At 64.9% G+C, this 15210-nt stretch carries 13 protein-coding genes; 6 read left to right on the top strand and 7 right to left on the bottom strand.

Annotated features, from left to right (window positions below):
* Nucleotides 1–53 precede the first annotated feature (53 nt).
* Nucleotides 54–1022, bottom strand: a complete 969-nt coding sequence (locus ACTIFE_RS18835; RefSeq protein WP_439530679.1) for a hypothetical protein — start codon at nt 1020–1022, stop codon at nt 54–56.
* A 127-nt stretch (nt 1023–1149) separates the two neighbouring features.
* Nucleotides 1150–1608, bottom strand: a complete 459-nt coding sequence (locus ACTIFE_RS18830; protein WP_439530678.1) for a GNAT family N-acetyltransferase — start codon at nt 1606–1608, stop codon at nt 1150–1152.
* A gap of 269 nt (nt 1609–1877) precedes the next feature.
* On the opposite strand from ACTIFE_RS18830, the gene yddG reads away from it, so the two are divergent.
* The 3 genes from yddG (at nt 1878) to ACTIFE_RS18815 (ending at nt 4009) form a co-directional block, all read left to right on the top strand.
* Nucleotides 1878–2771, top strand: a complete 894-nt coding sequence (yddG, locus tag ACTIFE_RS18825; RefSeq protein WP_439530677.1) for an aromatic amino acid exporter YddG — start codon at nt 1878–1880, stop codon at nt 2769–2771.
* A 91-nt stretch (nt 2772–2862) separates the two neighbouring features.
* Nucleotides 2863–3747 carry an HpcH/HpaI aldolase/citrate lyase family protein gene (locus tag ACTIFE_RS18820; protein WP_439530676.1) on the top strand — a complete coding sequence of 295 codons (885 nt, stop codon included), beginning with the start codon at nt 2863–2865 and terminating at the stop codon, nt 3745–3747.
* Nucleotides 3748–3805: 58 nt separating this feature from the next.
* Nucleotides 3806–4009 carry a DUF1737 domain-containing protein gene (locus ACTIFE_RS18815; protein ID WP_106754526.1) on the top strand — a complete coding sequence of 68 codons (204 nt, stop codon included), beginning with the start codon at nt 3806–3808 and terminating at the stop codon, nt 4007–4009.
* 48 nt (nt 4010–4057) lie between these two features.
* On the opposite strand, the gene ACTIFE_RS18810 is transcribed toward ACTIFE_RS18815, so the two are convergent.
* The 5 genes from ACTIFE_RS18810 to ACTIFE_RS18790 all read right to left on the bottom strand — a co-directional run bounded on the left by ACTIFE_RS18810 (nt 4058) and on the right by ACTIFE_RS18790 (nt 10343).
* Nucleotides 4058–5110, bottom strand: a complete 1053-nt coding sequence (locus tag ACTIFE_RS18810) for an ATP-dependent carboxylate-amine ligase (protein WP_439530675.1) — start codon at nt 5108–5110, stop codon at nt 4058–4060.
* Between the two features lie 23 nt (nt 5111–5133).
* Complete coding sequence (locus ACTIFE_RS18805; protein ID WP_439530674.1) at nt 5134–5802, bottom strand: outer-membrane lipoprotein carrier protein LolA; 669 nt, start codon at nt 5800–5802, stop codon at nt 5134–5136.
* A gap of 125 nt (nt 5803–5927) precedes the next feature.
* A complete protein-coding gene (locus tag ACTIFE_RS18800) occupies nt 5928–8816 on the bottom strand; it encodes a DNA translocase FtsK 4TM domain-containing protein (protein ID WP_439530673.1) in 2889 nt (962 codons plus the stop codon).
* Nucleotides 8813–10048, bottom strand: coding sequence for an aminotransferase class I/II-fold pyridoxal phosphate-dependent enzyme (locus tag ACTIFE_RS18795; RefSeq protein ID WP_439530672.1), 1236 nt, complete (start codon nt 10046–10048; stop codon nt 8813–8815). Before ACTIFE_RS18795 ends, ACTIFE_RS18800 begins: the two co-directional genes overlap by 4 nt.
* Nucleotides 10049–10142: 94 nt before the next feature.
* On the bottom strand, nt 10143–10343 hold the full coding sequence (locus ACTIFE_RS18790; RefSeq protein WP_439530681.1) for a DUF1674 domain-containing protein: 201 nt from the start codon (nt 10341–10343) through the stop codon (nt 10143–10145).
* Between the two features lie 269 nt (nt 10344–10612).
* Here ACTIFE_RS18790 and htpX point away from each other — a divergent pair, with 269 nt between their 5' ends.
* From htpX to ACTIFE_RS18775, 3 genes are all read left to right on the top strand, one after another.
* On the top strand, nt 10613–11626 hold the full coding sequence (gene htpX / locus ACTIFE_RS18785) for a zinc metalloprotease HtpX (RefSeq protein ID WP_439530671.1): 1014 nt from the start codon (nt 10613–10615) through the stop codon (nt 11624–11626).
* A gap of 340 nt (nt 11627–11966) precedes the next feature.
* On the top strand, nt 11967–13268 hold the full coding sequence (gene rsmB, locus ACTIFE_RS18780) for a 16S rRNA (cytosine(967)-C(5))-methyltransferase RsmB (protein ID WP_439530670.1): 1302 nt from the start codon (nt 11967–11969) through the stop codon (nt 13266–13268).
* 131 nt (nt 13269–13399) lie between these two features.
* The gene (locus ACTIFE_RS18775) at nt 13400–15154 is read left to right on the top strand and encodes a heparinase II/III family protein (RefSeq protein ID WP_439530669.1); all 1755 of its coding nucleotides are present in this window, start codon (nt 13400–13402) and stop codon (nt 15152–15154) included.
* The last annotated feature ends 56 nt before the right edge of the window (nt 15155–15210 follow it).

Below are 15210 nucleotides of genomic sequence, written 5' to 3'. Positions count from 1 at the left end.
ATCACCAAACTCCTGTTCAGGAGCTTGAATCAAATTTCAAACAACTTGCATAGCTATTTTATGGGTCTGAAACCTAGTCCGGACCAGGCCATGGCTTTGTGTTTCAGGTCGCCGAAGCGGCTGGACAGACCGTCCAGCTTGGCTTCCCAGGCCGGATCCGGTGTCTGGCCGGCGGTTGCCTTGAAATAGACCTGCATCATGCAGGTGATCGCCAGCGGTTCGAGCACGGCTGCCTTGACGGCCCAGGCGAACAGAAGGGCAAATACGATGCCGCCGGCGCTCCATCCGCCGGGCAACAGATAGGCAATTGCTGCTGCGGGGGCCAGCATGACGAGGAAGACGACAAAGGCAAACAGATAGACCAGCACCGCGACAAAGGCGGCGTTCTTCATCATCACCTTGGCGTTCTGGCCGTAAAGCACCAGGGCGTCGCGGGCAGAGGCATAGGGATTGTCCGAGCGGGTGCGAATCGCATGCGCAAGGATCACCTCGTCGATGAAGCCGACGGCGACGTTGAGAAAGGCGCGCAGCAGCCGCGCGATCGTGTCCAGCCCGGGAATGGGCAGCAGGGAAAAGAGGCCCTGCATCAAACCGGTGATGGCACCGATGACGCCCTTGATCAGCTGGTCGATGCCAAACAGCACACTTGCCTCGACAAAGCGTTCGCGGACGACGCTCGCGCCGTAGGCAATCTGACCTTTTCCATTCGGCAGGGGCCGGCCATCCATCAGTTCGACAAGCACGGCAATATGACCGGCCTTCACCGTATAGAGCAGATATTCTCGCAGCAGGTAGATCACGCCGGCCGTGGCGCCGAAGCCGATAATGCCGCCCCAGGCCGCGTATCCGGCCTGGTCATCCGGTCCCGCGAAAGCACCTACGCCATAGCCGATGCCGGCCCCCGTACCCGTGACCAGCACATAGGCGACGGCAATGGCGAAATACACAACAATGCGGAACAGGACATAGGGTGCCGTGCGCACCATCAAGCCAAGTGCCGTTGCAAAACTGAAATCCCACATGAAAGCGCCTCCCGCCCCAGCCAAGCCTGCAGCCTGTCCGCGACGGTAGTGGGAAATCAATGCCGAAACTGTGACTGTGATCACGGCCCGGGCGGTGCTGCCGTCCGGGCTATCGGGCCGTTTCCGGTCAGCCGCCGATGCGGTCGATGCGGATGATGTAGCTCTTGTAGTCGTCCGGCTCGGCGATGCGTTCATAGAGGGCCAGCGCCGGGGCGTTCTTGCCCGGAACCATCCAGCGCAGCTGCAGCCAGCCGCGGCTCTGGCCTTCAGTCACCAGGGTCTCGATCATCCTGCGGGCAATGCCCTTCTGGCGCGACTGGGGCCGGACGTAGATATGGTCCATCTGGCCGGCGCGCAGGCCGGTGATCAGCTCAGGCAGATCGAAGAACACGGCAAAGCCGACCAGTTCCCCGTTTTCGAAAGCGCCAATCACTTCGGCGCTGCGATCACCGAGGATCTTTTCAGCATAGAACTGGTCGGGACGGCGCGGCGCACCGCGCTTCAGCGCCTGTGCGTTTTCCGCGATCAGCGGGGCGAGGTGAAGGGCATCGTCAGGGCCAAGCGCCTTGATGTCGAGCTTGCTCAATTGGATCTCCGCGAAGCAGTCGGACCGGTTACACGGCTCGCACCATGTCCAAAAAACGCTCCCCCGACAAGCACCTCCTTGCGCGGCAAAGCGACAGGGACATCTGCGTTCTACCGGAAAGCCCAGAACCCTGGCGCTTTGTGGCGAGCGGGCTTGCCGGGCGGCAGGCCTTGCGGCACAACGATGCGAGCTGCATGTCCCTGCCTTGCGCTGCCGGTTGCGCCCGCTGTGTGGTCGCCTATTCTCTCCTGTTGCGGAATCCCTTACCGATGTCTGGCCACTCTCCTGCCGCTACCCGCACCCGTGCCACGCTCATCGGCATGACGGCCATTCTGATGTGGGCAACGCTTGGTGTCTTCGGTGCCGGCTCGGGCGCTGTGCCGCCGTTTCTGCTCAATGCGCTCTGCTTCGGCCTGTCCGGGGTGCTGGCGCTGGCCTGGCTCGCCGGCCGGGGCGAACTCAAGGTGCTGGCACAGCCGCTGCGCGTCTGGACCTTTGGGACCATCGGCCTGTTCGGCTTCCACTTCTTTTATTTCACGGCCATCCGCAACGCGCCGCCGGTCGATGCCAATCTGATCAATTACACCTGGCCACTGCTGATCGTCGTGTTTTCCGCGCTGCTGCCGGGCGAGCGGCTGAAACTGCATCACGTCATCGGCGCGGTCCTCGGACTTGCTGGCGCAGCACTGCTTGTCACGCGCGGAGGATCGGTTTCCTTTGATCCGGCCTTTGCGCTTGGCTATGGCGCAGCAGTCGCCTCCGCCCTGTTCTGGTCGATCTATTCCGTGCTGTCACGCCGGCTCGGCGAAGTTCCGACCGGCGCGGTCGCCGGTTTCTGCCTGATGACAGCGGTCCTGTCGCTGGCCTGCCATCTGGCACTGGAAGAGACTGTCTGGCCGTCCGGCGTGATCCAGTGGGGCAGCGTCGTCGCCCTCGGCCTGTTCCCTGTCGGTCTTGCGTTCTTCACCTGGGATGTCGGGGTGAAGAAGGGCGACATCCAGGTGCTGGGGGCAGCTGCCTATTCTGCGCCATTGCTGTCCACCCTGCTGCTGATCGCCTTTGGCTTCGGGGCCTTTACCGTCACTGTCGCATTGGCCTGCCTGTTGATCACCATCGGCGCGGTGATTGCCGCAAAGGACATGATCCTGCGCAAGCCTGTCTGATCGTTCGGCCTGATCCTAAAGACGAGTGGAAAATCAGGACGGCGGCCACTAGCCTTGCCGCACTGCACCCAACGCCTGCAAGGATCCCGCGATGAGCCAGACATTCCGCCCGCGCCGCTCTGCCCTTTACATGCCCGGCTCCAACGCCCGTGCGCTGGAAAAGGCCCGGACGCTCGACGTCGACTGCCTGATTCTCGATCTGGAGGACGCCGTCGCCCCCGATGCCAAGGACATCGCCCGGCAGCAGATCGTCGAGGCTGTGACAGCCGGTGGCTATGGTCCGCGTGAGGTTGTGATCCGGGTCAACGGGCTCGATACGCCCTGGGGCGAGGCCGACATTGCAGCAGCCGTGACCGCAAGACCGGATGCGATCCTGCTTCCGAAGGTCAACAGCCTTTCCGACCTGGAACGCGTCGCCCACCGGTTGGCGCTGGCCGGCGCGCCGCAGTCGCTGAAGCTGTGGGCGATGATGGAGACGCCGCAGGCCATGCTCGATGCAGCCTCGATTGCCTCCGCCGGACGCGATCCGAACGTGCGGCTGTCCTGCTTCGTCATGGGGACGAATGATCTGGCCAAGGAAACCCGCGCCCGGCTGGTACCGGGTCGCGCAGTCATGCTGCCCTGGCTGATGACCTGCGTCGCGGCCGCCCGCACCAGCGGCATCGACATCCTCGACGGCGTCTACAACGACTTCAACGATCTGGACGGGTTCGCGGCCGAATGCGCGCAGGGCGCGGAGATGGGCATGGACGGCAAGACGCTGGTTCATCCCAAGCAGGTCGAGGCCTGCCATGCCGCCTTCAGCCCGTCGGAGGCCGAGATTGCCTGGGCCCGGCGCATCAACGAGGCCTTCGCCCTGCCGGAAAACGCGGACAAGGGTGCAATCCAGATCGACGGCAAGATGGTGGAGCGGTTACATGCCGACATGGGACGGCGCGTGCTGGCGATTGCCGAGGCGATCGCTGCCCGCGGCTAGAACAATTCCCGCTTTGGTGTTCTGACCAGCCCCGACGCTTCATGAGGAACCGCAAGACATGAAACTCTATCGCTTCATCACCGGCCCCGATGACAGCCAGTTCTGCCACCGCGTCACCCAGGCCCTCAACAAGGGCTGGGAACTGGCCGGTGCGCCGCAGCTGACCTATGACGCCACGCGCGGGCTGACCATCTGCGGCCAGGCCGTCACCAAGGAAGTGCCGGGCGACTATTCCCCGGACATCAAGCTCGGCGACTACTGATGCGATTGCCCCGGCGTGCAGGGTCAAACTGGCCCGCTGCCGGGGTTTTCACGTCCCCGCTTGCAAGTCCCGGGCAATCGCCTCGAACACCCGTTCGTAGATCGCCTCAACCTTGGCAGCTTCAGAGGGGCCGATCCGGTGGAAATGGCTGAGACCTGGCGCTGCATTCAGTTCGAGGATTTTGTAGTCTTCTGCTGAGGCAATATCGGGCGCCATCAGGTCGAGGCCGTAGAAGCGCAGGCCGATGGCCCGTCCCGCCGCCGCTGCAATTGATGTCAGCTCCGGCGCGATCCGGTCACTCACATCGACAGCCGTTCCGCCGGATGACAGGTTGGAATTCGGCAGCAATGGCACCGGAATTCCTGCTGCCGGCACGTGATCGAGTGTCAGTCCGCAGGCGGCCAGATGGGTCCGGATGCGTGGGTCCTCGGCACTGATCTTGCGGCCCTTGCCGTCGGACGCAAAGCCTTGGGTCGCGGCATCGATCAGCGCTGCCAGCGTGTTGCGGCCATCCCCGGTAACCCGAAACGGCCAGCGCTCGAAGACGGCGAGACATTCGCCGTCGAGCATCAGGATCCGGTAGTCCCGCCCCTTGGCCTCTTCCTGCACCAGCAGCCGGTCATAGGCATTGCCAAGCTGCTCCAGCGCTCCACGAAGCTGGTCTGGTGTTGCCGCACGCAACACGCCGCGCCCCTCGGATTCCTCGTTCGGCTTGACGAAGACGGGAAAGCCGACCCGGGCGGCAAACGCCTGCGCGGTCTCGGGGCCGGCGAGCCGGTCGGCCACGCCCGGGTTTTTCATGCGGATGTCGGCGACGAAGCGCGGCGTGGTGACCAGCAGCGTTGCCGGCACATTCAGTCCTGCCCGCGCCAGAAAGTCTGCGCTGTAGCCCTTGTCGCGGGCAATGGCCGCAGCGCCGGCGCCGTTCAGGTCGAAGCCGGCTCCCTTGAAGAAATGCCGGCGTCCGCTCCGCGCTTCGACATAGCCGGCATAGCCATACTCGGGCTCGGCAACGAGATGCAGGCCCTCAGTGGCGCAGAAGCGCCGCAGCAATTGCAGCGCCAGCGGTTCGCGGCGGCCGGTAGCGGGCTGGTCAGCCATGGAGGTTGCGGCAACCGGTGAACTTAGTGGGCGCTGTTCTGGCGCGCATTGGCCAGATAGTCGATGACGAACAGCTTCGGGTTCGACGGACCGTTCGCGGTGATGTTGTAGATTGCCACCGAGGTGTCCTGACCCTGTGCGTCCGTGACGGTCCACTGCTTCAGGTCGAAGGTCTGGGCGTCAAAGATCAGCGTCAGCTTGCCGGAGTTGAAGGTCGTGCGGTCCTCGACCACGACCGTGACAAGGTCGCTTTCAACCACCACGCCAACCACGCTGGTGTCTTTGGTGAGGTCCGTCTTTTCCGCCAGCAGGAAGCGCAGCGGCGTCTCGTTCAACGGCCAGATGTCCTGGGTGTTGAGCTTGCGGTCCTTCACCGACACCGACTTGCCGTCGGCGATGATGTCGAGCTGGGCCGGCGGGTTGTAGTAGAAGCGGATCTTGCCCGGACGCTCGAGATAGAACTTGCCTTCCACCTGATCGCCATCGGGGCCGAACTGCACGAAGTCGCCGTGCATCGTCTTTACCGAGTTGAAATAGGTGTTGATCTCGCCCAGCGTTTCCTGCTCGGCCGCTGATAGCTGGCCCGCAGGAGTGCCTGCGGCGCTCAGTGGCAGGGTGGCAAGGGCAGCAGCAAGGGACAGCGCAAGAGCAGCGATTTTGGCGCGCAGCCGGGGTAAACGGGAAAACCTCATGATCGGGCGCAGCTCCATCTAATAGGCAAGGCATGGTCACTGATCATCATGCCTGGCCCTCCATCGCATCTCACCTAGACCCTGCTTGTGGCAAGGTTGCGGCAGGGGTCAAGCCCCTGGCCCGCTCAATAATCCTCGTCCACGCCGTTCTTGACCAGCAGCTCACGCTTGCCGGCATGGTTGGCGGCGCTGATCAGGCCTTCCTTCTCCATGCGCTCGATCAGCGAGGCCGCCCGATTGTAGCCGATGCCAAGGCGGCGCTGGACATAGGATGTGGACACCTTCTTGTCGCGCAGCACCACGGCAACCGCCTTGTCATAGAGATCGTTGCTCTCGTCCCCGCTCGACACGGCGTCATAGGGGCTTTCGGACAGGTCCTCTTCCTCGGTTACCGCCTCCAGATATTGCGGCGAGCCCTGAAGCTTCAGATGCGCCACGATATGCTCGACTTCCTCGTCGGCGACGAAGGGCCCGTGAACGCGCTGGATGCGGCCGCCGCCGGCCATGTAGAGCATGTCGCCCATGCCGAGCAGCTGCTCGGCCCCCTGCTCACCCAGAATGGTCCGGCTGTCGATCTTCGATGTCACCTGGAACGAGATGCGGGTCGGGAAGTTTGCCTTGATCGTCCCGGTAATGACGTCCACCGACGGGCGCTGGGTCGCCATGATGATATGGATGCCGGCGGCGCGGGCCATCTGGGCCAGGCGCTGGATCGCACCTTCGATGTCCTTGCCGGCGACCATCATCAGGTCGGCCATCTCGTCGACGATGACCACGATGAAGGGCATCGGCTCAAGCGGCAGATCTTCTTCCTCGTAGATCGGCTGGCCGGTTTCGCGGTCGAAGCCGGTCTGCACGGTGCGGGAGAAGCTCTCGCCTTTCTCCAGCGCCTGCTTCACGCGCATGTTGTAGCCGTCGATGTTGCGCACGCCCATCTTCGACATTTTCTTGTAGCGCTCCTCCATCTCGCGCACGGTCCACTTGAGCGCGACGACGGCCTTCTTCGGGTCCGTCACCACCGGTGTCAGCAGGTGCGGAATGCCGTCATAGATGGAGAGTTCCAGCATTTTTGGATCGATCATGATCATCTTGCACTGGTCCGGCGTCAGCCGGTACAGCAGCGACAGGATCATGGTGTTGATCGAAACAGACTTGCCCGAGCCGGTGGTTCCGGCCACCAGCAGGTGTGGCATGCGGGCAAGGTCGGCGATCACGCTCTCGCCATTGATCGTCTTACCGAGCGCCAGCGCCAGCTTGGCCTTTGACTTCTCGAAGTCCTGGGCGGCCAGAAGTTCGCGCAGATACACCGTCTCGCGCTTCTGGTTCGGCAGCTCGATACCGATGGCATTCTTGCCGGGGATGACAGCCACGCGCGCCGAGATCGCACTCATCGAACGGGCGATGTCATCGGCGAGACCAATGACACGGGACGACTTGATGCCCGGAGCTGGCTCCAGCTCATAAAGCGTCACCACCGGACCGGGACGAACCTCGATGATCTCGCCGCGCACGCCGAAGTCTTCCAGCACGCCCTCGAGAATGCGGGCATTCTGTTCCAGAGCGTCGGCAGACAGACCTGGCGTCTTGCCGGCCGGCTTCGGCTCGGCCAGGAGCCGCAACGGCGGAAACTCGTAGACCTCCGGAGCGCTGAGCAGGGAGGCCTGCGATTCCTGCTGCAGCCGGCGTCCGGGCTGTGGCTTTGCCGCCGGCGGCACGACACGGGCGGCCGGCCCGCGCGAGGCCGGGGCAGCGGGACCGGCAATGCCAACCGGGCGGGGCAGGGGAGCCCGGTCAAGCGGCGCGCGGTCAGGCTGGGTCCGGCTGTCGCGGCCATGCGCCAGCCGGGCGTCCGCCTCGTCTTCATCATCGAGGTCAAACGGCACGTCGTCATATCCGGCGTCGCGGTCGTCGTCAGCGTCGAACCCGTCCTCTGCAAAAGCATCTGCTTCGTAGGCGTCTTCGTCGTCGAGGGCGGGCGCCTTGCGGCCCGTGCCGCCGATGCGTGGTCCGGTCACCGATGCGCGGTCGAGACTGTACTCGGTCCGGCGTCGCCCGGTCTCGGCCGGATACAGCTCGTCCAGGCCGTCGTCCTCGTCACCGGGCAGCAGCCGTCCGACGAGGCCGCGGCCGAAGCCGCCAATTCCGCGCCGGCGCGGGGTGTCGTCATAGGCTTCGATGTCATCGTCCTCGTCGAAGGTGTCAGCCATTTCGCGATGACTGCGTCCGGTTGGCCGGCCCCGGCCGGTCATGCGCTGCCATGTCGACTGGATCTGCAAGCGCCAGTGACCGGCGGCACCCATCAGGGCGGAGAAGCGTGATGTATCGTGGTCGTCGTCATCATCCTCGTCGTCAAACAGCTGCTGCTGCACCGGCAAGCGCTTGCCCTTGGCCGGCATCGGCAGCGGGTCATCCTCGACCTTGGCTTTGCCGAACCAGCCGCCGGCGGCAATCAGCAAAAACACGGCTGGCAGGCCGAGCCCGATGGAGCCGATGATCATCGCCGTGCCGGGGGCCATGTTCTGGGTCAGCTTCTGCGGCAGATACTGCATGGCATCGCCCAGGAACCCGCCGAGCCCGGTTGGCAGTGGCCAGGTCTCCGGCACCGGCAAGGCGGCGACGGCACCGGCCGCCAGCAGCGTGCCGGTGAACCAGAACAGGATGCGCCGTCCGGCAATCCGCATCGGCTTGCCAGCCAGGAGACGCCAGCCCCACAGGACAACCGGCACCAGGAACACCGCCGTGGCAAGCCCGATGGACTGCATCAGCAGGTCCGACAGGATTGCGCCGGGCGTGCCCAGGGCATTGCGCACCGGCTCGCTGGTCGCATGGTTGAGGCTTGGATCCGTCACTGACCAGGTGGCGAGTGCGGCGGCAAGGGCCGCGGCCAGGCCGATCACACACAGGCCGGCAAGGCCCACCAGATTGCGCCGGATGAAGCGCTTCAGCGGGCTTTCGGTATCAAGCATATGGGCGGCGCCGCGTCCGGAGCCGCGCGTTGCGGTGGCGCGTCTCATGCGTTGTCTCCGAGCCACTTGGCAAGCCTCTCCAGCGCCTCGCGGGTCAGCCCGACGGGCGCGCACAGGCTGATGCGGATATAGCGGTCACCGGGGTTGCTGCCGTCTGGTCCTGACATGGCCAGATAGGCGCCCGGAATGACTTTCAGGCCCGCCTCGCTCCACAATCGTTGCGTGACGGCGATGCCGGAGCCCCAGCGGGAGACGTCCAGCCACAGGAAGAACCCGCCCTCCGGCGTGACCGGCCCGAGGATCGGGGCGAGCAGGGCTTCGGCGATAGCGTATTTTTCGTTGTAGAGCCGCCGGTTCTCGATCACATGCGCTTCGTCCGCATAGGCGCGGACAGCTACGGCCTGGGCCGGCATAGGCACCTGCGGCGCGGCAAGGCCGCGGAATTTCACCCAGCGGCTGAGGAAGTCCGGGTCGCCAGCAGCAAAGCCACAGCGCAGGCCGGCGAGATTCGACCGCTTCGACAGGGAGTTCAGGGCAATCACCCGCCCGTATCCCTCACCCATCGCATGGGCGGCCTCCAGCACGCCGGGAGGCGGCGTTTCGCGGTAGATTTCCGAATAGCACTCGTCAGCGAAGATGAAGAACGCGTGTTTGCGCGCCAGGCCGATCAGTTGCTGCCAGTAGGCAAGGCTCGCCACCGCGCCCTGCGGATTGGCCGGCGAGGCGACATAAAACGCAATGGTCCGGTCCAAAAGCTCCGGCGACAGGCTGTCCAGATCCGGCAGGAATCCGGTTGCTGCATCACTGTCGAGCAGCACCGCCTCGGCTCCGGCGATATGCGCGGCTGCCGCATAGGTCTGATAAAACGGGTTTGGCAGGATCACCGCCGGACGGGCGACGTCCTTGGCCAGCTGATCGCGCGCGGCAAGTGCGCCAAAGGACAATCCTTCACGAGAGCCGTTCAGCGGCAGTACGCCCCTGTCCTTGTCGATCGTGTTGCCAAGGCCGTAGCGCCGGTCGAGCCAGCTGGCAATGGCGGCACGGAACACCGGCGTGCCTTCGATGGGCGGATAGCGGCGGAAATCGCCGAGGTTTTCCATCAGGACCTCGGCGGTGAACAGCGGCAGCGCGTGCTGCGGTTCACCGATGGTCAGGATGATCGGGTCTGCACCCGGGCGTGTGTCGCCGAGCAGCGCGGCAAGACGCTGAAAAGGATTGGCGTCGGGCAGGGCCTGGACCTTGGCCTGGCTGTGGGCCCCGGCAGCTTCATTGGACGTCATCGCGCGTTCCGGACAAATCATGAGTCAATCGCCCGACCCTAGCCCGCCGTTGGTAAAGCTCTCATTAACCAACGGCAGGCAGCGCGGCTTCGGCTCAGAAATCCACGGTCAATCCCTTGATTTCCCAATCCTCGTAGCGCGTCGGCTCGAGGCCGCCACGCCCGGAAACCTCTGCCTCCAAAGCCTTTTGGCGCGCATCGATCTCGGCGCGGCGGGCTTCGGCTTCCTTTAGCGCGCGCTGGGCGGCCGGCGGCAGATCCTCGAATCGCCGGCGCGGTTCGGGCTCCGCTTCCATCTCGGCCGCTGGCACGCGCAAGGTGCGCTCCGGAAACGCCAGGACCACCGCGCCTTCCTGTGCCGGTTCCGTGCCGGCAGCGGTCTGTTCGCCGTGGTGATGGTCCTCTTCGTGCATCGTCTGAACTCCCGAACTGTCCTGCGGCGGCGATAGGGTGGCCGCCGGCAGGAAATGGCTGTCCACTTGCGGTGGCGGATCTGTCTCCCCATTATATAGGCAGGTCCGCCCTGCTGAAAACCTGCGGACGCCTGTCAATGGAGCTTGCGTCGATGAACTATTTCCGCACAGCCATGCTCCTGGCCGCGCTGACGGCGCTCTTCATGGGTGTCGGTTTTCTCATCGGCGGCCAGAGCGGCATGATGATTGCCCTCGTGATTGCCGCGGGCATGAACCTCTTCAGCTACTGGAACTCGGACAAGATGGTCCTGTCCATGCACCATGCGCAGGAGGTCGACGAGCGCTCGGCGCCGGAACTGTTCCACATGGTGCGGCAGCTGGCGGCCAATGCTCAGCTGCCGATGCCGAAGGTCTACATCATCAACAACCCGCAGCCGAACGCCTTTGCCACCGGCCGCAACCCGCAGAACGCCGCCGTTGCGGCAACCACCGGCCTGCTCGAGACGCTGACGCGCGAGGAAGTCGCCGGCGTGATGGCGCATGAACTGGCGCATATCAAGAACCACGACACGCTGATCATGACGATCACGGCGACGATTGCCGGCGCCATCTCGATGCTCGGCAACTTCGCGTTCTTCTTCGGTGGCAACCGGGAGAACAACAATCCGCTCGGCTTTATCGGTGTGCTGGTCGCCATGATTGTCGCGCCGCTGGCGGCGATGCTGGTGCAGATGGCGATTTCCCGCACCCGGGAATATTCCGCCGACCGGCTTGGTGCCGAAATCTGCGGCCAGCCGATGTGGCTGGCCTCGGCGCTGGCCAAGATCGCCGGCGGCGTCGAACATATCCACAACCCGGACGCGGAACGCAGCCCGGCGACGGCGCATATGTTCATCATCAATCCCTTGTCAGGCGAGCGGATGGACAATCTCTTCTCCACCCATCCGGATACCGGCAACCGCATCGCCGCCCTGCGCAAGCTGCAGCAGGAGATGGGACAGACGGGTTCGGCTTCTCTGGATTCAGGCCGCCCGGCTGGTGCCGGCGGGTTCACCGCCAGTCCGTCATCCGCCCGCCCCGCCACCCGTGCCACAGGTCCCTGGGGCGGTTCCGGTTCGCGAGGCAGTGGCTCCGGTACCCCGCCGCGCAAGGGTCCCTGGGGCTGAGGGCGCGGGTTAGGCCCTGGAGTGATCCCGCAGCAAAAGGCATGGCGGAGCACGCAAGCCCTTGTGGGTCGCTGGTTGTGCTGTCATCAAGGGGCTTGATTGATCTTCCGTCAAAGGTAAATGACGGTTAACACTTGAGTGACGACGCCGCGAGCTGGAGACGGTTCGCGGCGTTCTGACTCGTTCAGCCGCCAAAGGATGAGACCGCGCCTTGACCGACACTCCGCAGAAACCGCCGCGCCGCCGCCCGTCATCCGATATGGGGGCAACACGCACGCCGGTTCGAGGTCCTGCAAAAGGCACAACCAAAGGCCCAGGGCCAGGTGCGCCTGTTCCGGGAATGGCGGCACGCCGCACGGCGGTCGATGTGCTCGGCAACATCGTCCACAAGCATCGCCCCCTTGATCTGGAGCTGGACCTGTCCGGCGGTCATCCCGGGTTCCGGGCGCTGGAGCCGAAGGACCGGAGCCTCGTCCGGGCCATCCTCGGCGCGGCCTTGCGCCGGCGCAGCCAGATCGAATCGATCCTGCAGAGCCTGCTGGACCGGCCTGTTCCGGAAAAGTCCGGCCGTGTGATGGACATCCTGCATGTGGCCGCCGCGCAAATGCTGTTTCTCGACATTCCCGATCGGGCCGCCGTGTCGCTGGCCGTTGACATGGCCTCTGCCGACAAGCGCGCCCGGCTCTACAAGGGTCTGGTCAATGGTGTCCTGCGCCGGCTCGGGCGTGAGAAGGACGCCATGCTGGCTGAGCCGGTTGCCGGGGCCGCTGGACTTCCGCTTTGGCTCGCCACCCGCTGGACGGAGACCTATGGCGAGGCGCGCCTCGGCCAGATCCTGGCAGCCCAGGCGAGCGAACCGGCGCTGGATCTCAGCGTGAAGTCCGATGCTGCCGGCTGGGCCGAGCGGCTGGGCGGCCGGGTTGTCGCCGCCGGCTCGGTGCGTTTGCAGCGCAAGGGTGCCGTCGACGAGTTCGACGGTTTTGATGAAGGCGGTTGGTGGGTTCAAGACGCTGCCGCCGCCTTGCCGGCGCGGCTCCTTGGTGACATAGCGGGCAAGCGCGTCATTGACCTGTGCGCGGCGCCCGGCGGCAAGACGGCCCAGCTTGCGGCCGCCGGGGCCGAGGTTACGGCCCTCGACATTTCCGAGAAGCGGCTTGGCCGGGTGCGTGAGAACCTCGCTCGCCTCGGCCTGTCGGCTGACGTGGTGGCGGCGGATGTTCGTGCCTATACGCCAGAAACCCCTTTCGACGCGATCCTGCTTGACGCCCCCTGCAGCGCCACCGGAACCATGCGTCGCCATCCCGATGTGGCCTGGACCAAGCGTCCATCGGACATCGTCACCCTGGCGGCTCTCCAGGCCGAGCTGCTGCGCCGGTCCGCCGGCTGGCTGAAGCCGGGCGGGGAGATCGTCTTCTGCACCTGCTCCATGGAACCGGAAGAAGGTGAGCAGCAGATTGTCTCGTTCCTGACCGAAGTGCCCGGTTACGAGCTGGTGCCTGTCCGGTCGGAGGAAATCGGCGGCCTGGCCGAATGCATTACACCGGAGGGCTATCTTCGCACGCTGCCTTGTCATTTTGGCGGTGGCGAGGCGCCGGATGGCGGGCTGGACGGCTTTTTTGCCGCCCGTTTGCGGCGCCTTTAACGGCCCCGTAACCGTTCATCCGCGCAATTGGAAAACACGGCGCTAACCCTAACAAAACGTTACGTCCCAAAAGACCACGAGGACATACCCATTTCCAGTCGGCAACGGCGCATCAAGGGCAGGAGCCCGGCATGGCCCTGAAGACGGTCGGCGAACAGGGGCGCATCTGGCGCCTGCTGGCTCACCATCTCTGGCAGACCAGCCTGCGATGGCTGCACGGTGGACCCTTGTTCCGCCTGCAGCCCTTCGCGGGAGCGCCTACCCGTTTGCTCATCGCACCCCAGGATCTGCGCACCGCGGACCAGACCAATGCCATGGATATCTATGGCGGCCGGTTCCTGTTCAGCGGCCAGGTGGTGGAGGCGCGCGGCCGCTCGCCCTTCGAACTGAAGGGCGAGGACCCGGGCTGGCAGCGTGACCTGCACAGCTTCGGCTGGCTGCGCGATCTGCGGGCTGCCGAAAGCCGGGTCGCCCGGCAGAACGCGCGCGCGCTGGTCGATGACTGGATCAAGCATTGCGGCCGCTGGCATGACATCGGCTGGGAACAGCCGGTCGTGGCGCGCCGCGTCCTGTCCTGGCTGGCGCAGTCGCCGCTGGTGCTGGAAGAGGGCGATGCCGAGTTCTATCGCCGGTTCCTGCGTTCGCTTGGTCGCCAGGTTCGTTTCCTGCGCCATACGCTGAATGAAACCCCGGACGGGGTTCCGCGCCTGCAGGCGGTGCTGGCGGTGGCGGCTGCCAGCGTTTCGATGGCTGGCCAGGGGCGCTTCGTGCGCCAGAGCCTGCGCCGTCTTGAGTACGAATTGCAGCGCCAGATCCTGCCGGACGGTGGCCATGTTTCGCGCAATCCGGGCGCTATTCTTGAAATCCTGACGGACCTTCTGCCGATCCGGCAGGCCTTTGTCACGCAAGGCCTCGAAACGCCGCCGGCCATGATGCAGGCGGTGGACCGGATGATGCCGATGGTCCGCTTCTTCCGTCATGCGGACGGGGCCTTCGCCCATTTCAACGGCATGGGCTCGACGCCGAATGATCTCGTCGCCACGATCCTCGCCTATGACGATGCGCGCGGCGCCCCCCCGGGCAATGCGCCTCACGTCGGTTACCAGCGGCTGGCCGGCGGCGAAACCGTCGTGCTGATGGATACGGGCCTGCCGCCGCCCGTGCATCTGAGTGAAGCCGCGCATGCGGGTTGCCTGTCACTCGAGATGTCCTCTGGCCGGAACCGGATCGTCGTCAATTGCGGTGTGTCCGGCCGGGCCGGTGAGGGGTGGCGCCAGGTTGCCCGCTCGACGGCGGCTCATTCGACCGCCGGTTTTGAAGACAGTTCCTCTTGTCGCTTCCTGGCTGAAAAGCCTTTCGGCCGCTGGCTCGGCGTGCCGGTGATCTCGGGTCCGACCAGTGTCCCGGTCGAGCGGATGGAGGACGCCATGGGCACCCGCGTGACCGCATCCCACAACGGCTATGCCGCGCGGTTCCATGTGCTGCACGAGCGCGATATCCGGCTGGCGTCCGACGGTTCCGTCCTGGATGGGCTGGATCTGTTCTCGACCACCGGTGCCTTGAGCGAACACGATCACTACACCGTGCGCTTCCATCTGCACCCGCTGGTCAAGGCAGAGCTTCTTCGTGGCGGCACGGGTGCGGCGCTGGTCTGCGCCGATGGCGAGGTCTGGGAATTCGATGCCAGCGGCGGCGAACTGGCGCTTGAGGAATCTGTTTATCTCTCGGACGTTCACGGCCATCGCCGCACGCAGCAACTGGTGATCTACGGTCGCATCAGCCAGAACAGCCAGGTCGCCTGGCAGTTCCGCCGCACCGTTCTGCCCCGGCCACAGCGGCGGTTCCAAGGTTCCGACATGGACATCCATACGGCTGCAGAGGAGTGATGCGTCAGGCGCTGTCCTTGCGTCCTTCCGTTCCGTCCACATTCGTGTTAGGGGCT

The sequence above is a fragment of the Pannonibacter sp. genome, from assembly GCF_051860505.1.
GTDB lineage: Bacteria > Pseudomonadota > Alphaproteobacteria > Rhizobiales > Stappiaceae > Pannonibacter.
The sequence above is the reverse complement of the archived record's forward strand: the minus strand, read 5'-3'. Positions and strand labels throughout refer to the sequence as shown.